The organism is Flavobacterium anhuiense, assembly GCF_900101855.1.
Taxonomy (GTDB): Bacteria; Bacteroidota; Bacteroidia; order Flavobacteriales; family Flavobacteriaceae; genus Flavobacterium; species Flavobacterium anhuiense.
On sequence record NZ_FMVC01000002.1, the window covers coordinates 745,303 to 766,018 of the forward strand.

16 protein-coding genes are annotated in these 20,716 nt (G+C 35.3%); 2 read left to right on the forward strand and 14 right to left on the reverse strand.

Annotated elements, in window-relative coordinates; all coding sequences use genetic code 11:
* The 12 genes from BLP44_RS07825 to BLP44_RS07880 form a co-directional block, all read right to left on the reverse strand.
* Positions 1-1,482, reverse strand: coding sequence for a xylulokinase (locus BLP44_RS07825; RefSeq protein WP_091131290.1), 1,482 nt, complete (start codon positions 1,480-1,482; stop codon positions 1-3).
* 2 nt (positions 1,483-1,484) lie between these two features.
* The gene (locus BLP44_RS07830) at positions 1,485-2,492 is read right to left on the reverse strand and encodes a GntR family transcriptional regulator (RefSeq protein WP_091131294.1); all 1,008 of its coding nucleotides are present in this window, start codon (positions 2,490-2,492) and stop codon (positions 1,485-1,487) included.
* Positions 2,493-2,872: 380 nt separating this feature from the next.
* Positions 2,873-3,907, reverse strand: a complete 1,035-nt coding sequence (locus BLP44_RS07835; RefSeq protein WP_091131298.1) for a glycoside hydrolase family 43 protein — start codon at positions 3,905-3,907, stop codon at positions 2,873-2,875.
* 21 nt (positions 3,908-3,928) lie between these two features.
* Positions 3,929-5,362, reverse strand: coding sequence for an MFS transporter (locus BLP44_RS07840; protein WP_091131411.1), 1,434 nt, complete (start codon positions 5,360-5,362; stop codon positions 3,929-3,931).
* Positions 5,363-5,613: 251 nt separating this feature from the next.
* Complete coding sequence (locus BLP44_RS07845) at positions 5,614-6,723, reverse strand: endo-1,4-beta-xylanase (RefSeq protein ID WP_091131300.1); 1,110 nt, start codon at positions 6,721-6,723, stop codon at positions 5,614-5,616.
* 38 nt (positions 6,724-6,761) lie between these two features.
* A complete protein-coding gene (gene uxuA / locus BLP44_RS07850; protein WP_091131414.1) occupies positions 6,762-7,925 on the reverse strand; it encodes a mannonate dehydratase in 1,164 nt (387 codons plus the stop codon).
* Between the two features lie 180 nt (positions 7,926-8,105).
* Complete coding sequence (locus BLP44_RS07855) at positions 8,106-8,843, reverse strand: SDR family NAD(P)-dependent oxidoreductase (protein WP_091131304.1); 738 nt, start codon at positions 8,841-8,843, stop codon at positions 8,106-8,108.
* A gap of 323 nt (positions 8,844-9,166) precedes the next feature.
* The gene (locus BLP44_RS07860) at positions 9,167-11,320 is read right to left on the reverse strand and encodes an alpha-glucuronidase family glycosyl hydrolase (RefSeq protein WP_091131307.1); all 2,154 of its coding nucleotides are present in this window, start codon (positions 11,318-11,320) and stop codon (positions 9,167-9,169) included.
* A gap of 276 nt (positions 11,321-11,596) precedes the next feature.
* Positions 11,597-12,139, reverse strand: a complete 543-nt coding sequence (locus tag BLP44_RS07865; RefSeq protein WP_066032555.1) for a YbhB/YbcL family Raf kinase inhibitor-like protein — start codon at positions 12,137-12,139, stop codon at positions 11,597-11,599.
* Between the two features lie 86 nt (positions 12,140-12,225).
* The gene (locus BLP44_RS07870; protein ID WP_091131310.1) at positions 12,226-13,062 is read right to left on the reverse strand and encodes a helix-turn-helix domain-containing protein; all 837 of its coding nucleotides are present in this window, start codon (positions 13,060-13,062) and stop codon (positions 12,226-12,228) included.
* Between the two features lie 49 nt (positions 13,063-13,111).
* Entirely contained in the window at positions 13,112-14,140 is a 1,029-nt protein-coding gene (locus tag BLP44_RS07875; RefSeq protein ID WP_008461893.1) for a LacI family DNA-binding transcriptional regulator, read from the reverse strand.
* A gap of 140 nt (positions 14,141-14,280) precedes the next feature.
* Positions 14,281-14,727, reverse strand: a complete 447-nt coding sequence (locus tag BLP44_RS07880; RefSeq protein ID WP_008461892.1) for a PepSY-like domain-containing protein — start codon at positions 14,725-14,727, stop codon at positions 14,281-14,283.
* 290 nt (positions 14,728-15,017) lie between these two features.
* Between BLP44_RS07880 and BLP44_RS07885 the strand changes: the two genes are divergently transcribed.
* Both BLP44_RS07885 and BLP44_RS07890 read left to right on the forward strand, forming a co-directional pair.
* The gene (locus BLP44_RS07885) at positions 15,018-17,210 is read left to right on the forward strand and encodes a tetratricopeptide repeat-containing sensor histidine kinase (RefSeq protein WP_091131314.1); all 2,193 of its coding nucleotides are present in this window, start codon (positions 15,018-15,020) and stop codon (positions 17,208-17,210) included.
* A gap of 12 nt (positions 17,211-17,222) precedes the next feature.
* Positions 17,223-17,864: a response regulator transcription factor gene (locus tag BLP44_RS07890; RefSeq protein ID WP_091131317.1), complete on the forward strand. Its 642-nt coding sequence runs from the start codon at positions 17,223-17,225 to the stop codon at positions 17,862-17,864.
* On the opposite strand, the gene BLP44_RS07895 is transcribed toward BLP44_RS07890, so the two are convergent.
* Both BLP44_RS07895 and BLP44_RS07900 read right to left on the reverse strand, forming a co-directional pair.
* The gene (locus tag BLP44_RS07895; protein WP_091131320.1) at positions 17,865-18,779 is read right to left on the reverse strand and encodes a PorP/SprF family type IX secretion system membrane protein; all 915 of its coding nucleotides are present in this window, start codon (positions 18,777-18,779) and stop codon (positions 17,865-17,867) included.
* A gap of 3 nt (positions 18,780-18,782) precedes the next feature.
* The coding region (locus BLP44_RS07900; protein ID WP_139159185.1) for an HYR domain-containing protein at positions 18,783-20,716 on the reverse strand (1,934 nt) is incomplete at its 5' end.

Genomic DNA, 20,716 nt, shown 5'->3' on the forward strand with positions numbered 1-20,716 from the left:
TTATTTATTTGTTAATATTAATTCTAATTCTTGTTTCCATTTTTTATAAGCAGCTTCATACGGTTCTTTGTTGTGCAATGGTAAAAACGTCATTACATGGTCGTTGTCACTAACATTCGCTCCAAATTTGCTGTAATCTCCATCTTTTAAACCAACTGCTCTGGCTGCGCCAACAGCTCCAGTTGTATTGTAAATTTCGATTTCGTGACCAATTAAAGTCGCCACAGTATTTGAGAAAATCTCCGAACGGAAAAGATTGTCATTTCCAGCTCTAATTACATTGATGGTTGCGTTATCGTCTTTCAAACATTCCATTCCGTATACAAACGAAAAAGCAATTCCTTCAAGAGAAGCTCTAAACAAATGAGCGCTGTTGTGAATATTTAAGTTGAGGTTCAAGAAATGAGTTCCGATTGTTTTATTGTTGAACATACGTTCAGCACCATTTCCAAACGGAATCACAACTACTCCTTCTGATCCAATTTCAATATTTGAAGCTTTTTCATTCATTGCTTCATAACTTTCGTTGCCCATATTATTACGAAGCCATCTGTATTGAATTCCCGCTCCGTTGATATTCAAAAGTTTACCCACTCTTTGCGTTTCCAGTTCATAGTTTACGTGAACAAAATTGTTCACCCTTGTGCTTTTTCCAGAAGATGCTTCGCTTACCGCATAAAAAACCCCAGAAGTTCCTCCCGTAGCCGCCACTTCTCCTGGATTCAATACATTTAATGACAGCGCATTATTAGGTTGATCTCCCGCTCTGTACACAATGGGAATTCCTGCTGGCAATCCAGATTCTTTTGAAGCTTTTTCAGTAACAACTCCTTGGTTTGTAAAGTTTTCTACAATTTTTGGAGTTAATTTTGTATCAATTCCGTAATATTCTAAAAGCCAGTCGGCTACTTTATTTTCTTTGTAATCCCAAAGCATTCCTTCAGACAAACCATTTTTGGTAGTTGTTACTTCGCCTGTCAATTTCAAAGCGATGTAATCTCCCGGAAGCATATATTTAGCAATTTTATTGTAAACTGCTGGTTCGTTTTCCTTTACCCATTTCAGTTTCGAAGCAGTAAAATTTCCTGGCGAATTCAATAAATGCGACATGCATTTCTCTTCTCCAATTTCGGCGAAAGCCTTATTTCCAATTTCAACCGCACGACTGTCACACCAAATAATAGAATTTCTTAACGGAGCGCCTTCTTTGTCTACAATCACTAATCCGTGCATTTGGTACGAAATACCAATTCCTTGAATTTTCGATGCATCAACATTTGCCTCCTTAATCGCTCTTTTAGTCGCCGTACAAATGTGCTGCCACCAGATTTCAGGGTCCTGCTCGGCCCAGTCTGGGTGAATCGAAAGGATTTCCATTTCGTTCTGAGGTTCATTCAAAACGATTACTTTTTTACCTGTTTCTGCTTCTACCAAGGCTGCCTTGACAGAAGAACTTCCAATATCATAACCGATATAATACATACTTATAATGATTCTCTTATTATTAATTTTGTCGGCACATAACACTGCGTTTCTTCGTCATGCGTAATAAATGCCGCTGCTTTGGTTCCCATTTCTTTAAAATCAGTTGAAACAACCGAAATTCCTTTGTATATAAATTTCTTCATCGGGGTTTCGTTGTAAGATAAAAATCCTACGTCTTTCCCTGGCTCAAAATCTTTCTCTTTGCATTGCTCTAAAAAGTGCCCCAAAATCCTGTCGCTTACGCTGATGTAGGCAATTCCTTTTTCGATGCTGAACTTCTTTGGATCGGTTATTACTTCATATTCAAAACCAAAATCAGCACAGAATTTATTGAAATATTCTACCGTTTCCCACGGATGATTTGTAAAATCAGGATATACAAACTGTATCTTTTTATACTTTTTAAACAAATTCACAGCCTCTGTCAAAGACTCATAAAACGCTTTTCCAAAATCCTGAAAAATGTAATTATTCGTTTTATCAGCCTGAATATTCCAATCTATTAAAAGCAGTTTTTCTTTAGAAATCGCCGATAATGCTGGAGCAATATCCTTGTGATCAAAATTCATCACCACATATTTGTAATACTTCCCGATTCCGTTATTGATGATCGTTTTAAAAACATCAATATTATAATGATGAAATTGCACATCTGTAATCACATTATCCGGCAAATTGTTCACAAACGAATGATATAAAACCTCTTTATAAGCCTTAAACGTATCCAAAACCAAAAGCACTTTCCTCGTTTCGCCCGCCACATAATAGCCTTTATTTGGCACAGAATCAATTACATTTTGATCTTTTAAAATCGAATACGCCTTAAAAACCGTATCTCTCGAAAGCTGATAGGTCTTGCAGATCACATTAACAGAAGGCAGTAATTCTCCCTTTTGTAAAATATTCTCCGCAATAGCATTCGTAATTCCGTCAACCAACTGCTGGTACTTTGGAATATCACTTTCGTGATTGATTATAAACTCAAATTTTTCTTCTTCTTTTAGCATACCGTTCTGTTCCGTTCTGTTATGCTAAAGTAAGTAAAATTCTTTTATAAAAAATTGTCTTTTATATTAATTATGTTAAGTTTTTAAAATTCTATATTTCAATATTTTGGGTGTGTGCTTGTCCCGATAACTATCGGGAGGCTATCCGTTGCAAGTCCTCGCACTTCCTTCGTCAGGCTCTGGGCTTTCCGCTTCTATCCCTCACGCGTAACGGTTTCAGAAGAACTTTAATCGTAAACCTTGTCATTGCCAGAAACAAATATCCCCACTCCGATCTGGATTTAACAAATGTGAATGCTTCGTTCCTCGCAATGACAAACAGCACGGCTAAAACAAACGCAACCGATTGTAATATTTATGAAATTTTTTTTACAAAAATCTTAATCAAATAATCTTCTTATTCCGTAGGGATCGATCGTAACAATCGAACCGTCTTCCAGATAGTCGATTTTGGTAACCTTCATGCTTCTCAAATGCGTCACGCCTTTTGAAAGGCTCGAATCATGGTAGAATAGATACCACTCGCCTTCCACTTCGCAGATCGAATGGTGCGATGTCCAGCCTATCACCGGATTCAGGATTCTTCCCTGATACGTAAATGGCCCGTACGGACTGTCTCCGATTGCATAGCAGATGAAATGCGTGTCTCCTGTCGAATACGAGAAGTAGTATTTTCCGTTGTATTTGTGCACCCACGAAGCTTCAAAAAAACGGCGCGCATTATCCCCTGCCAGAAGCCCATTTCCGTTTTCGTCCAAAATCTGGATTTCTCTCGGCTCTTCAGCGAACTCGAGCATATCGTCTCTTAACAAAGCCACAATCGGCCCTAAGGCTTTTTCGTCCGCAAGAGGCTCTTCGTTGTTTTCATGATATTCATTATTGCGGTATTTCTGAAGCTGTCCGCCCCAGATTCCCCCAAAATAGATGTAATGTTTCCCATCTTCATCTTCAAAGACCGCAGGATCGATGCTGTAGCTGCCTTTTATGGCGTCCTTTTCAGGAACAAAAGGTCCGACTGGCGAGTCTGAAACCGCTACGCCGATCTGGAAAATTCCGCTGGCGCGTTTGGCAGGGAAATACAGATAATACTTTCCGTTCTTATGCGCGGCATCGGGCGCCCACATCTGCTTTTCGGCCCAGGCAACGTCATCAACATGCAAGGCAACCCCATTGTCGACAGCTTCCGATGAAATGTCCTCCATCGAAAAGACATGGTAATCCTCCATTCCGAAATGGTCGCCGTTGTCATTAAATGGAATCCCCGCATCGATGTCGTGCGACGGATAAATGTAAATCTTTCCGTTGAATACATGCGCCGAAGGATCGGCGGTGTAGATATGGGAAACTAAAGGCTTGGAAATTGCCAGATTGCTTATTTCTTCAAAATTAATGTGTTCAATGCTGTCTTCAGGCATAGTGATATTTTTCTTTAATAATTAACTTCTTCTTTCTTTCAGTTCCGTTTCGATCTGCACTTCCATCTCCTTGTTGATCTTATAGAAAAACAGTAGTCCAGCTCCAATTAAAAAAGGGATTGCAGGGAAAATGCTCACTAATAATTTGATTCCATTTATAGCCGTTTGAGACTGTTGAGGTGTATTTGGAACGTAATCAAAATATCCTAAAAATAAAGTAGTTAAAGCACCTCCTATACTTAATCCCGTTTTCAATCCAACCATCATGGCAGAAAAAATAATCGCGGTTGCACGACGGTTATTCAGCCATTCTGAATAATCGGCAACATCGGCAATCATTGCCCAAAGAATCGGGATTGTAATTCCGTAGAAGAACCCATGCAAGATTTGAGAGAAAAACATCAGTCCGATTGAAGTTGACGGAAAGAAATAAAAAGCTATAATGAACAAAGTCGAAATGAATAAAAACAATCCAAATACATTTCTTTTTCCATATTTGTCAGCCAGATTTTTAGATAAAGTAATTCCGACAATCATAAAGATAATTCCGCCGGCATTGAATAAACCGAAGCCTGCCGATACGGGATCATTTCCAAAATGATTCAATCCGATATTGGTTAAGAAATCCAAAATAGGTTGGATAAAAACAGCTAATTGCTCTTTATCTACATAATTCTCGAAATAATACACATACGAACCGCCTTTCATCGCCAAAGTCACAAATACCAAAGTGGTTAGCGAAAGCATAATGATCCAAGGTCTATTCTTGATTAAATCGCTTAAATCTTCCTTTACACTTGACTTTTGTTCTGGCTTCGGAATGATTCTTTCTTTGGTGGTTAAAAATGTAATTAAAAGCATGATGGTTCCGATAATCGCCAAAGCGGTCATAACTTTTTCGATTCCCACTGCTTTATCTCCGTTTCCTGCACTTTTAATAATGCCAAGCATAAAAACCTGAACGAAAAACTGCGCAAACATCACCGACACAAAGCGGTATGATGACATACTATTTCTTTCGCCCATATCGCCTGTAATGACACCGCTTAACGCAGAATAAGGAAGATTGTTTCCCGCATAAAAAAGCAGCAATAAAGTATAGGTTACAACAGCATAAATTACTTTCCCTTTATATGAGAAATCGGGAGTTGAAAATGCCAATAAAGCCACCACTCCCAACGGAATCGCAGTTATCAAAATCCATGGTCTGAATTTTCCCCATTTGGTGCTTGTTCGGTCTGCCAAAACCCCAATAATCGGATTAAAAATAAACGCGGCAATTAATCCAACAATCAGCATGATAATGGATGAATCTGTTGGCGATAATCCGTAAATATCTGTATAGAAATAAGCCAGATACGTCATCAAAGTCTGAAAAACTAGATTAGCGGCTAAATCTCCTAAGCTATATCCAATTTTTTCTTTGATGGAAAGTTTTTGTGAAATGTTTCTCATTCTTGGGTTTGTGGTCATTTTATCGATAGTTAGTTCTATTCCCTCGAGGTTTTTTTAAAACCTTGTTGGTTTCGGTTGTTTTGTTCTGCTTCTCAAATAAGGCCTAAAAATAGCAATTGCAATCAAAACAATCGGTTGTGTAAAATTAGGCAAAAAAACATATCTTGCAAATTTAGTTCACTTTATTTGAATTATTTTTCATTTCACAACCGATTGTTGTTAATTTATCAAAACTTCAGCCTTTTAGACGCCTATTTTTTAGTTTCTTTCAGCGTTAAGAGACTATCGTATGCTTTTTTATGTTTTAAATCTTTATCAAATGGCAACGGATAATTGGTTCTTCCTTTTATAGGCCAGTTGTTCAGCCAAGATTGTCCGTCATGAACACCCCAAAAAGTCACTCTGCTTATTTTATCTTTATGTTTTAAAAATAGTTTAAAAATCGATGCGTAACGTTCTGCAAGTTTATTTTGAATAGAATCTGGCAATGATTTTGGATACGGATTCATTTTTTCACTTCCTTCAAAATTCTGATTTACATCTGCTCCTTTTAAATCCCACGGATTTGGTAAAACTGTAATATCCAATTCTGTAAAGGCAACTTTCAGTCCTAAAGCTGAATATTCTAATATACTTTTCTCAATCTCTTCCAATGACGGACTTTCCAATCTCCAATGTCCTTGAATTCCCACCCCATCTACTTTTCCGCCTTCGGCTTTGATCTTCTTGATTAAAGCAATTGCTCCAGCTCTTTTTGCTGGTTCTTCGATATTATAATCATTGTAATATAAATCCACTTTCGGATCGGCTTTTTCTGCTAATTTAAAAGCATCGACCAAATATCTTTCTCCAAGTGTATTCAGGAAAATCGATTTTCTCAAGGTTCCGTCTTCGTTTAAAGCCTCGTTTACAACATCCCACGAATTAATTCTTCCTTTGTATTTAGAAACTATTGTCGTGATATGGTCTTTCATGAATGCCTTCATTTCTGTACTGTCGGCAATTTTTTGCATCCAAGGCGCTAATTGGCTGTGCCAAATTAAAGTATGCCCATGAATAAACATTTTATTTTTCTCTCCATATGCCACAAATTTATCTGATAATGTAAAATCGTATTTATCTTTCTGCGGATGCGTAAACATCGATTTCATAATGTTTTCTGCCGTAATCGCATTAAATTCTTTACGAATCAGAGAATCCTCTTTTTTGTTTTTTTCATTAATCTGATTTAAATCTAATGCAGTTCCTATATAAAAATCATTTTTATAAACATCCTTCAAACTAGGTTTTTCTTTCTGAGATGTACAGCTCAGAGACAAGAGAACCGTAAAGGCAAATAAATAAGGTTTAATAAATTTCATGTCTTTTGGTTTAAATAGTTAATAGTTTTTATTTGATTTTACAAATTCAATTTATAAGCAATTCCCATTTCCAAACCTCTTAATTCAGCCAAACCTTTTAATCTTCCTGTCAGGGAATAACCTGGATAAGTTTCTATCTTTTCGTCTACTTTATGTAAAAAACCATGATCTGGGCGCATTGGAAGACTTGTTTTTCTTTCGTTCATTAATAGTAACAATTTCTCAACAATAACTTCCATTTTGACATTTCCGTTTAAATGCTCTGATTCTCTAAAAATGGTTTCGCTTTCGCGAATGGTGTTTCTCAAATGCAAAAAATGAATTCGGTCTCCAAAATCATCTATTATTTTTTCGAGATTGTTTTTGGGGTCGGCACTTAAAGAGCCTGTACAATAACATAATCCGTTGGCCTTTGAAGGAACGGCGCTAAAAATAGCTTTCAAATCGCTTTCTGTTGAAACAATTCTTGGTAGACCTAAAACCGAAAATGGCGGATCGTCTGGATGAATGGCTAGCTTTTGCCCATTTTTCTCCGCAATTGGAGTTACTTCTGATAAAAAATAAATCAGATTTTCTCTTAGCTTTTGATTGTCTATTTTGGCATAATTTTCTAAAAGAGACAAAATCTCTTCTGCCGTAAAATTGATTGTGCTTCCTGGCAGTCCTAATAAAACATTTTTAAACAATAATGCTTTTTCTTCTTCAGATAACTGACTTCCAAATTGCAGTGCTTTTTCTTTTTGAGCATCAGAATAATCATTTTCTGAATTTGGCCTTTTCAAGAGAAAAACATCAAAATAAGTAAATGCATCCTGATTGTATAACAAAGCTCTGCTTTTGTCTTCGTTTATAAAATTATGATTGGTTCGCACCCAATCCAGAATCGGCATGAAATTGTAGGTTATGGTTTTGATTCCGCATTCTGCCAGATTTTGCAAACTGATTTTATAATTTTCAATGTACTGCAGATAATTTCCAGAAGCTCGTTTTATTTCTTCATGGACAGGTAGACTTTCAACTACAGTCCATTCCAAACCTTCCTTTCTAATTATCAGCTGTCTTTCTTGAATGTCTTCAACCGTCCAAATTTCTCCAACGGGAATTTGGTGCAAAGCGGTAACGATTCCCGTTGCGCCAGCTTGCTTAATGTCAATTAATTTGACATTATCATTTGGGCCGAACCATCGCATGGTTTGTTGCATTTTAATCATATTTGCCTTCTGTAAAAAATTAATTAAACACATAGAAACATAGATTCATTTAACTTAAAAAAGATTAAAGAAAGAAACTAGTTTCTCACACATAGTCTATGTGTATTAATGCAAGTGAAACGCCTTTGTAGACAAAGCCTATGTTTCTATGTGTTTAAAAATATTTAAAAATTAAAAACCAATACTATTTCCGCCATCTACTGGCAAAACTGTACCAGTAGTATATTTTGATTCGCTTAAAGCAAAATAATAAACGGCATCTGCAATATCTGAAGGTTCTCCTAAATAGCCCATTGGTGTTCTTCCTAAAACTTTATTTTTTCTTTCAGGATCGTTGTCAAGTGCTGTTGCAGACATTTTGGTTTTGATAAATCCCGGAGCAATACAATTGGCACGAATACCAAACTGAGCCAGCTCAACCGCCATAGCACGTGTCATGGCTTCAATCGCTCCTTTACTTGACGAATACGCAATAACTTTTGGGATTCCGTATTGTGATGCCATCGAACTGATATTAATAATGCTTCCGCCTCCGTTTTCTTTCATACTTTTTATCACCTCTCTGCTCACAGCAAAAACGCTCAATAAATTGGTATGAATTATCGAAAGAAAATCTTCATCGGTTACATCTGGGATTTCTTTTTTCATATTGATCCCTGCATTGTTCACCAAAATATCAACTGGATTATCTTTTGTAATATTTGCAATCATCGCTGGAATTCCCTTCAAATCATTTAAGTCGAAGATTACCGGAATGGCATTTTCTCCAATTTCCTTACAGGCATCTTCTGTTTTCTCTTTTGATCTTCCGATTATATAAGTTGTGATTCCGTTATCACAAAGTTTTTTTGCGGTTGCAAAACCTAATCCCGAATTTCCTCCGGTTACAATTGCTGTTTTCTTGCTCATAATTTATTACAATAATTTCATGCTTAATTTTTTAAACACATAGAAGCATAGTTATATTTTGTGTACAAAGGCGTTTCACTTGCATCAATACACATAGCTATGTGTGAGAAACTAATTTCTTTCTTTAATCTTTTTTGAGTTAAATATAAATCTATGTTTCTATGTGTTTATTTTATTTTTTAGTACGCGGATGAAACGGATTCGCTATCGCGAAAACGCTGATTGACACAGATTTTATTCATATTTAATTAGAAAAATATGCTTTTTTCCGTGTCTTCGCGATAGCGAATCCGCGTCATCTGTGTTACAATTACTCTATTTATTTACCCATTCCCTGGTGCAAAAGGGAATTTTAATGATTTAAAATAGTCTAAAGTCTGCGTTGGTTTTTCAACTCCAGCAGGAAGCTCTTTTCCTGAAAATTGCTGAAAATACAACAAACACGCATCACGCCACCATTTTGCTTCTTTGCACTGAATTTCTAGTAACATTTCCACTTCTTTAAAACGTTCGCTGTCGATATATTTTTCCATTTTCTTCCAAACGTCCTGCATTTCCTTGACTTGATTTACGCCTTCCTGATATTTTAATGCTAAACCATTCCAAAGCGTTTGTCCATTTTTCAATTTGTAATCCCACGAAACGTGATGAAACCATAAAAGGTCTTTTTCAGGACAAGTTTCTAAGTTATCAAAGAGATTTGCGACTTCTGGCGCGTATTGCGAAACGGCATACGTTCCCGATTTAGATCTGTCAAAACCAATCCCGTTTTTATCTGCTTTATGATAATATGTCGGATTCCATTCTGGTCTTGATAAATTCGAAATCCAAGGCCCAGGCCCGTAATGATGTCCCGTGTCCATAATATGATGCAATCCACACGGTGTCATGTAATTGACAACGGCTTCACGAGAATCGATCATGATATTTTTGACTGGTTGGATGAAATTTTCATCATTAGAAAAAGTACTTCTTAACCATTCGTCGGCAATGGTTTCTGAATCCAGATACGGATTCCACGCCAGTCTCCCGAAACCGTACCAATTGGCCTGTGCAAAGGGATGTCCTGTCCAGTTTAAATCGTTTCCAATATTAGCAACGCCTGCGATTCCTGTTAGTTTATTTTGATATAAAGTGCCGTCAATCACTTTGGCGACGGTTGAACCTTTTCCTTTTTGATAAGTATCAGATTCTAGAACTTCCTGAAATAGTTTAGGAAGGAAAACCAAATGCGTGCTGAAACCTAAATATTCCTGTGTAATTTGAAATTCCATCATTAAAGGCGTTTTCGGCATTGCTCCAAATAATGGGTGAAAAGGTTCTCTTGGTTGAAAGTCAATTGCTCCGTTTTTGACTTGAACAATTACATTTTCTTTGAATTTTCCGTCATAAGGCTGAAATTCGGCGTACGCTTGTTTTGCTCTATCGTTCGCATCATGTTCCGAATACACAAACGCTCTCCACATGATAATTCCGCCAAAAGACGCTACTGCATCAGCGAGCATATTCGCTCCGTCGACATGATCTCTTCCATAGTTTTGCGGCCCTGGCTGACCTTCTGAATTGGCTTTTACCAAAAATCCGCCAAAATCGGGAATTCGTTTATAAATTTCAGCCGACTTGTTTTTCCACCAATTAATAACTTCAGGATCTTTTGGATCGGCAGTCTTTAGCTTCCCAATTTCAATAGGCGCCGAAAATCTTGCAGTTAAATACACTTTTATTCCGTAAGGTCTGAAAACATTGGCTAGTGCTTCCACTTTTTCTAAATATTGTGGGGTAAGAATTAAAGCGTTGGCGTTTACATTGTTCAAAACTGTTCCGTTGATTCCGATTGATGCATTTGCTCTGGCATAGTCAATGTAACGCTGGTCGATAAAATCAGGCAATTTCTGCCAGTTCCAGAGTGAAAATCCTGCATAACCGCGTTCGATAGTTCTGTCGAGATTATCCCAATGATTCAGGATTCTGATATTGGTTTTAGGAGAATCCGCAATATTTAAGCTTTTAATCGATTTATTCGTCTGCAGTATTCTCAAGAAATTAAAAACTCCGTATAAAACGGCAACATCATTTTTGCCTGTAATGATGATTTGTTTTTTGTTTTTAAGCGAAATGGATTTAATAATAAAACCTTCATTATTTATCTTATCAAAATCAGATTGTAATTCATTTTTTATTTCGGAATTTAAATTTGAATATGAACCCACAATAATATAGCTCTCTCCTTTTACTTCTGATTTAATTTCAGGGATATTTCCCAACATATCCAAAAATCCCGTTTTCAGTTCTTTTTCTGCAATTTTTATGGTTTCAGAATTTCCTAATATTGCGATTCCTTTAATATTGTTTTTGTATTCTGAAGCCATTCCAGAATTGGTAACCGCATTATACTGAAGCCACAATTTATAATCCTTTTGTGCTGAAGCAGAAAAGGAAATCAGAAAAAACAGAAAAACAAATCTTAGTAAAGCCATTAGTTTTAATTTATTTTTTTTTAAAATCGTATTCTTTAAGCATTAATATTTTATTTCTTATTTAAAGCATTTGATAAAATTTTAATTCAAAAAATATATTATTCGAAATAAAACAACAATTGCAATCGGTTGCGTAAAAATATAGGATTGTTATCTAAGAAAAAAATTTTGGCTACTTTTTTTTCAAAAAAAATAATTTATATAACAAATAAAAGCAGGATAATTATAAAAACTATCCTGCTATGACGGGGTTGAATTTAAGTTTTATCGCTTAAATTATCTCTTGTAATAGGCAACAATACTTGCTTTTGCCAAGGTCTGGTTCCAAAGATTAAATCCTACTACTGCTGGATTTGTATTTTCATCTGTTCCTAGTTTATTTACTTTTAAAGCATAAACGGTAATAATGTATTGGTGATATCCATGACCAATTGGCGGACAAGGACCTCCAAAACCTTTAATTCCATAATCGGTAATGCTTTGAATTGCTCCTTTTGGAATAAGATTTTTAGTTCCTGCATTAGTTACCAGTTCGTTTACATTTGCCGGAATATCTACGACCACCCAATGCCAAAATCCGCTTCCTGTTGGCGCGTCTGGATCGTACATGGTTACCGCAAAACTTTTAGTCCCTTCGGGAGCGTTTTTCCAAGATAGCTGTGGAGACTGATTTTCGCCTGAACACCCAAATCCGTTGAATTCCTGAATTTTAGTTGTTTCTCCTCCTAAATCTTTACTAGTTAAAGTAAATGTTTTTTGTGCAAAAATCGATGTTGAAAAAATGGCTGACATTGCCAAAATTAAACTTAGCTTTTTCATTTTGTCTGTTTTAAAATTTTAAGCAAAGTTAGATTTGGAATCGTTGAATAACTTTAGCTAAAAAGCCAAAAACTGTTGCTAAAAGCTCAAATCAACTTATGATGTTTAGGTGTTACGCCGTATTTGGTTTTATAAGCTTGACTAAAACTGGAAAGGTTTTCGTAACCTGCTTCGAAATACACTTCAGAAGGGCTTTTTTCCTGGCTCAGCAAATAGTGCGCATGTTCGAGCCTTTTGTTTTGAAACCATTTAATAGGCGACTCTGAATAATATTTTTCAAATTCTCTTTTGAAAGTCGAAACACTCATGTTACACAAAAAAGCCAATTCTTTTAATGTCAATTTGCTTAAATGGCTGTTTTCGATTGTTCGAATGAATCTTTGAGCCGCATTGTCACTATTTGCAGTTAGCGAATACAGAAAATCGGTTCCGTACTGCGCCGTCAAATAAAGCATAATTTCGTCAAACTTAACTTCGAGCAGTTTTGTCTGAATGGTTTTTGAAAGTCTGGAAATATCTGTTAAACTGTCTACAAAACGTTTCAGAAAATCATCATAATCAAAAGCATAAATCGATTTTGGTTCAATAGCTTCTGATTTTTCCAATTCCATTTTTCTGATGAAATTATGAACCATTTCACTAGAAAAAAACAAAAGAATGCTTTTATATCCAGAGATTTCAGAGATTCTTTTTTCTGTCATTAAACAATTTCCGGAACGCATTATAAGAAACTTAGAAGATGTTATAGACAATTTTGAAGTATCAAAAATGACTTCTTTGGTTCCTTCAATCAAAAAACTGATGATATTCTGATTTAAAATGATCTGCTGTTTCGAAACGTCTTTAGAACTGCTGTAATCGACAACGTGTACATGTTGCGATTTTTCTAAATTCATTTCGTCTGGAAGTGTAATTGTTTTCATAAAAGTTATTGGCCTATCAAACCAATGATAAGCCTTACTATTTAGAATTTTATTTCTGAGTAGATTCTCTTGCGAGTACTTCTGTATTTAAAAAAGTGATTTCTTTGGCATCGTCATTTTTAGACGATTTTAAATTTTTAATGATAATTTCTGCCGCCGCCTTTCCCATTTTTTCAGCTGGATGCGTAATAGTCGATAAATTCGGATCTATAATCTGCGAAATTGGGTCATTATTAAAACCAATCACTTTAAATTCTTCGGGTACTTTAATACCGCGTTTTTTAGCAGTTTGAACAGCGCTTACAGCCAAAATATCTCCTGGCGCAAACAATCCGTCTGGAAGTGGCTTTAAATCGAATAAAGCGTTACTGGCTTTTACGCCGTCTTCATAAGTAACCGAATTCAAATTGATAATCAATTCTTCTTCTACTTCTATATTATGATCTTTTAAGGCTTCTATGTAACCTCTTTTTCTTTCGTTATACAGATTTCCTAATTCTGAACCAGCAGTAAAATGAGCAATACGAATACAGCCTTGTTCAATAAGGTGCTTGGTTGCTTTGTAGCCTGCTGTATAATTGTCTATTACAACTCTGAAAGTATTATAACCTTTTGGAACCCGGTCAACAAAAACCAACGGAATATTGTTGTTTGAAAACTGATGAAAATGAGCCGTATCTCTGGTTTCCATCGCTAGAGAACAAATTACGCCGCTTACGCGATTTGAGTACAAAGACTTCGCCATATTCACTTCTTCTTCATACGAATCATGCGACTGCATAATAATTACCGTATAATCCGATTTTTGAGCTGTGATTTCAATTCCGCTAATTAGAGAAGACAAAAAGGGCTGTGTAACGGTAGGAATCAAAACACCGATTGTTCTAGTTTTGTTTCCACGCAAACCGGCAGCCAAAGTATTCGGAACAAATCCCATTTCTTCAGCGGTTTTTTTCACTTTCTTAATCGTTTTATCACTTATCGTATGATGATCTTTTAAAGCTCGTGAAATAGTAGATGTGGCCAGATTAAGTCTCTCGGCAATGTCGTAAATCGTTACATGTTTATTTTCTTCCATGAAATAAAAAATAAAGATGTAAATATAAACTATTTTCTCTCAAGATGTTCTTTAGAAAAACTGAGATTAGACAAAATATTCCCAACCAACCGTCTTATAAATAGCAGTTGTTTAGGAATATTCACTTCTGTCCTGATCCTTTATTTTTGAACATTGTTCTTTTTGTCTTTTAGAATTTTACCTTCTTTGGTAAATTCTAAATCAATTTTATTAGTCAGATCGACATCAAGATCTTTGTGTCCATAGTCGATGTGCGTTATTTTTTCGTTCGGATGATTTTTGGCTACATAAGCCTTGATATTATCTGGAATAAAATCGGTTGGAATTGGGTTGTCTCCGCCGTCAACTTCACGGTATGAACCATCTTTCCAGAACTCTACTTCTGTTCCGTCTTTCAGTTTTACTTCATAACCTTTTTCACCATGTTCGGGATCCTTTTGAGCCTTTTCTACCGAAGTATGGCTAAAATGCTTCTTTAGAAATTCCTGTGCCGGTTTTGGCAGTTCGGTTACTTCGATTTTTTTCTGTGCGCTGGCCGAGATTGTTATAATAAGCAATGCTATGGCTAAAAATATCTTCGTTTTCATAATTTGATTTTTTAAATGTAGTCTTACTAATTTACTACAACCAAAAATGCATTCAAATGATTTTAAGAAAGTTTTAGATTTTTAACCAATCATAAAAACCTGATTTACAAAGATTTTAAAAACAATTAATATCACAACTTTGCTTAAAATTTTTATTTTTAGAAATATTATTTTGATTGTTTTGTAGTACTTTTACCTCCAAGCCAGAAATTAATTGGCTTCTTAAATCCCAAGTTTACAAGACTTTAAAAACTATTCTATTTTTTATTTAGGATACTAACCAAAAACGTATGGTAATCTGGTCAGGAAGATTATATTTATTGATTTTCATCTTTTTTTCGTTTGGTCTGCAGGCTCAGATTGAAACGAAAAAGAAGACTTTTATTTCCAGAAATCCCGCAAAAATTAAAGAGGATAAAAATACGCTGGCACTTTATGATTTGTACAATAAAGGTGAAGAGAAAAAGGCTTACAAAAAAGCGCATTCCATTTTAAAATCGGGCACTGTCGACAATAGAGTTCTCGCACGAACTAATCTCCTTCTGGCTTATTATTTCAATAAAAGAGCCATTATCGATTCTTCTATTTATTATACTCATCAGGCTTTAAAATTTAATACTACTGTAAATGATTCATTAAAAAGCAGGCTTTTTTCACTTGGTTATAATTTGCTGGCCATCAATTATAAAAAAAGAGGTTTGCTGAATGAAAGTAAAAAATGGCACTTAAAAGGTATTGAAGCTTCTCAAAAATATAACGAAACAAATCTTTTTTATACTCACACGCACGGTTTAGCACAGACGTACAGTGAGTTGGGCGATTACGACAATGCTCTGAAATTGTTCAAACAATGTTTGGAATATAAAGATGACAACGAAATTATCTTAGGAAGTTATATCAATATTGGCGATATTTATTCGAAACTGAAAGATTATGACAATGCCAATATTTTTTACAAAAAAGGAAAAGTGCTCTGCGAAAAAACCAATAATAATCAGGGACGGGTTATTGTTTTATTAGGTCTCGGAGAGAATTATCAACTGCAGAATAAATCTCAGGAAGCTTTAAAAATGTTTCAGGAAGCACTTGCTATTGCTGATAAAAGCGAACTAAACCAACTCTCGATTGTTTCCCGAAGCAGTATTGGAGATACCTATATTTCTTTGAAAAAATATAACGAAGCGAAACTGATATTTTCTGAAGCGCTTCAAAAATCTGTTCATTTTGGCCTGCTTCAAAATCAGAGTTATATTTATGATGAATTGAGAAAAATCGCTATTCAACAGGACGATTATAAAAGTGCTTATTCATTTTTTGAAAAATCGACACACATAAAAGATTCCATCAATAATCTTCAGAAAATAAAAGAGATTAATGAGTTAGAAGTCAAATACAAAACGGCACAAAAACAAAAAGAAATCGAAACTTTAAAGTTTGAAAATGAAGCTAGAAAACTGACGCTTGCCAATCAGGAGGAAGCCATACAGAATATGATTCTTCAAGAGGAAATTTCTAAGAAGAATAACGAAAATACAATTCTGGCGTTTCAGAATTCATCAAACAAAAAAAGAAATGAAATTGCTCTTTTAAAGAAAGATCAGCAATTGAAGGCTTTAGAAATCAATCAGCAGAAAAAAGTGCGATGGTTTACCGTTATTGCTTTTCTGGTTTTACTTATTCCGATAATGGGCCTTTTGTTTCAGTATTACAAACGTTTTAAAGTTCAGCGTTTACTGAATATCAAACAGGCAGAAATCAGTTCTCAAAAAATTGATGGCATTCTAAAAGAACAGGAATTAGAACTGATAAAAGCTTCGATAAGGGGACAAGACAAGGAAAGAAAGCGTATTTCGCAGGAATTGCACGACAGTATTGGTGGAAATTTAGCTGCTATTAAACTACAAGTCAATCATTTGAATGCTTCTGATTTTTCTACTATTCAAAGAATCAGTCTTCAATTGGATGAAACGTATCAACAGGTTCGAAATTTATCGCATACTCTTCTTCCAAAGAAATTCAGCCAGAATAATTTTTTAGAAGTTCTCGAATCGTATTTGAAAAATATCAGTGAAGCAAGCAAAATCAAGATTTCGTATATTCCATATCCGAAGAAAGAAATTAATGAATTGGATGAAAATATTCAGGTTGAGGTTTTCAAAATTATCCAGGAACTTTTAACGAATACGATTAAGCATGCAAAGGCTTCGGAAGTGGAAATCCAGCTGAACTATATTGAAAATATATTGAATGTTATGTTTGAAGATAATGGAATTGGTTTTGAAACGAAAAATAATTCTAAAGGAATTGGTTTTATTAATCTGGAAAACCGCATCAAAAAACTAAATGGCTCTTTTGCAATTGATTCGAAACTAAAAAGAGGTTCTATTTTTAATATCGAAATTCCGATCGCAGAGCCTAGACCTAAAACGAAAATTAAAGGAATTGATTTGAAAAATCAGCTTGATGAATTGAAAATCAACTAATATATTTGTTGAATGAACCCAGTTAACTTACTTATTGCCGACGATCATACGATGTTTCTTCAGGGAATTACTGCTCTTTTGGAACAGGAGCCTAATATTACCGTTATCGACAAAGCAATAAACGGAATTGAAGCGCTAGAAATCGTTAAAAAGGGAGTTGTAGATTTTGTTATCTTGGATATCAGCATGCCTGAAATGGACGGAATTGAATTGAGTAAAATCCTGAAGAAGCAATATCCAAATGTCAAAATACTGATTGTAAGCACACACAGCAATGTGATGGTTGTTTCGAGACTAATACGAATTGGGGTGAATGGCTATCTGTTGAAAAATGCTGAAAAAGAAGAACTTTTAAAGGCTATTAACACAATTGCTTTAGGAGAAAATTATTTTGCGGAAGAATTAGAAGAAAAGCACCTTTCGAATAGTTCTCGAATTGAAAAACAGGTTTCAAATTTAACCGAACTCAGTTCAAGAGAAAAAGAAATTCTGGTGTTGATTGCACATGAGTATAATACGGCAGAAATTGCCGAAAAAACGTTTATTAGTTTAAATACCGTAAATACGCACCGCCGTAATTTATTGTCCAAATTAAATGCTAAAAATACGGCGGGTCTTGTAAAATACGCAGTCGAAAATGGTTTAGTTGATTAACTAAAATCCCTTTCCTGCCCTGTAGTTTAAAACTAATCCAAAAGTGTCGGGAATTACTACATTATCGATTGATTTATTATACGTGCAGATAACCCTGAAATTGTCTGAAAGGTGAAAACCGGCTAAAAAATTCAATGTTTTTGAAGTTCGATAGCCTCCGCCAAATTCTACTTTATTTTTGTAATTGATTAAAAGATTTAGATCGGCCTGAAAGGGTGCTCCTTCAACATATTTAAATAATACGCTTGGGTTTATCAGTACTTCTTCAAAACGATTGGTAAAAAATTTGTACCCAAAATAACTATAATAGACATTTTTTAAATGGGTGTTATTGCTCGAATTAAAAGCAGAACTTAACAAATTTGGAGATGATAAACCGAAATAAACCTGATCTCTGTTGTACAAAAATCCAACACCAAAAGTAGGCGTAAAACTGTTTACATTTTCCTGAAATTCTGGATCGTTTTCAAGACCCAAACGGGTCAGGTTTTCGTTGTAAAGCATTGCTCCTGCCGTTACTCCAAATGAAACAATACTAGGATCGTAGGCCCACCATTTTCCATATTTATAATCAGGATCATAGTAAATTTTATACGAATATGAAGTAAAAAAATTGGTTGTATTAGTCACTCCTATTTGGTCATGCGAAATCCCTGCTGCTAATCCTATTTTTTCTCCCCATGTCAATTTATTTACTGAAAGATCAAAATTCTTGGGACTTCCTTCTACCGAATTGAAATATCCGTTGGTTGTCATGGCAATATCTATATCCGAATAATATCCGGCGTGGGCTGGATTTATTAAAACGGCATTGTAATTATAACTTGAAAAAACAGGTGTTTGCTGTCCATAGGCTCTTTCTAAAAAAATGATGATTATAAATAAAGCTAAGATTATATTGAATTTACTTTTCATGAATTAACGTTTTAAAACAAGATATCCCTTGGTTTTCTTAAAATGATGGGGCTGATTGACACGGATTTCAAAGAAATAAGTTCCTTCGGGAAGCTGATTGGCTCCAAGATTTCGGCTCTTATTAGCAATTCCACTAAAAACATTGGTGGCGTTGTCGTAACCTTTTGTATGGTAAACCAAATCCCCCCAACGGCTGTAAATCAGGACTTCATTCTCTGGATAATCTGTTATTCCGTCAATTTCCCAAAAATCATTAATTCCGTCTCCATTTGGAGAAAAACCATATTTAGTTTCATCTTTTTCAATAGGAGGAATTACAGTTACAGTTACCAAATCTTCTGTTTCGCAGCCTTCTTTGTTTGTAAAAACTACTTTGTAAGTTGTAGTTTCTGATGGTTTAACAATTGGATTTCCGATTTTACTATTATTTAATCCTGTTGCAGGTGACCATGAAAAAACACCATCTTCTAAAGCAATAGCATACAATTGAATGGAATCACCTTGATTAATTTCTACATCTTCTCCTGCATCAACAAAAATTGGATAGCTGAAAAGCTGAAAGGAGCATCCTGAAACATTGTTACTTTTATCTGAAACTTTTATGGTAATAGTCATTCCGTCTAAAAATACTGCTCCTGGCGCTGGATACTGTGTTATTACAGGGTTTGGATCTGCATTATCAGTGGCAAAAATCATTTTGGTGTAATCCGGAACCTGACTTACACTACAGTCAAACATTTGATCTGCAATGCAAGTAAAAACTGGTGGCTGTGCATCTTTTGCAACATTAATTTTAAAGGTGCACGACGTATTATTTCCACTATTATCTGAAGCATTAATTGTTACATTCATTCCGTCAGTTACATTTGATCCAGAAGACGGAATTTGTGTGACAGTTAAATTCGAATCGCAATTATCAGTTGCAGTAATCATCGTTCGATAATCTGGAAGAACATCTCCAATATTTAAATTTTGATCTGAAATACAAGTAATTGACGGTGCTGTTATATCGGGAGAAGCATTAACTTTAAAACTGCAAGTGGAACTATTATTGGAAACGTCTCTAGCTGTTATAGTAATCTCCATTCCATCTGTAAAAACACTTCCCACAGACGGATTTTGAGTAATCACAGGATAAGAGTCGCAATTATCATTTGCTGTAACTAAAAGCGTATAATCTGGAATTATACTGCCACATGATAAGGTTTGATCTCCTATGCACGCAATTACAGGCGCTGTCACATCTGCGGAAGCGTTAACTTTAAAACTGCAAGTGGAACTATTATTGGAAACATCTTTTGCTGTAATTGTAATGGCCATCCCATCTGTAAAAGCAGTTCCTGCAGACGGGTTTTGAGCAATAACAGGGTAAGAGTCGCAATTATCATTTGCTGTAACTAAAAGCGTATAATCTGGAATTTTACTGCCACATGATAAAGTCTGATCTCCTATGCACGCAATTACTGGCGCTGTCACATCCGCGGAAGCGTTAACTTTAAAACTACAATACGATTCATTGTTGGATGCATCTTTTGCAGTGATTGTAATGTCCATTCCATCTGTGAAAGCAGTTCCAGCTATTGGATTCTGCGTAATTACAGGTGAAGCGTCACAATTATCATTTGCTGTAACTAAAAGCGTATAATCTGGAATTGTACTGCCACATGATAAAGTCTGATCTCCTATGCATGCAATTACTGGCGCTGTCACATCTGCGGAAGCGTTGACTTTAAAACTGCAAGCGGAACTATTATTGGAAACATCTTTTGCTGTAATTGTAATGGCCATCCCATCTGTGAAAGCAGTTCCAGCTATTGGATTCTGCGTAATTACAGGTGAAGTGTCACAATTATCTGTAACAGTTATTGAAGCTGTGTAATCTGGAATTATTGCTCCGCATGATAAAATCTGATCTCCTATGCACGCAATTACTGGCG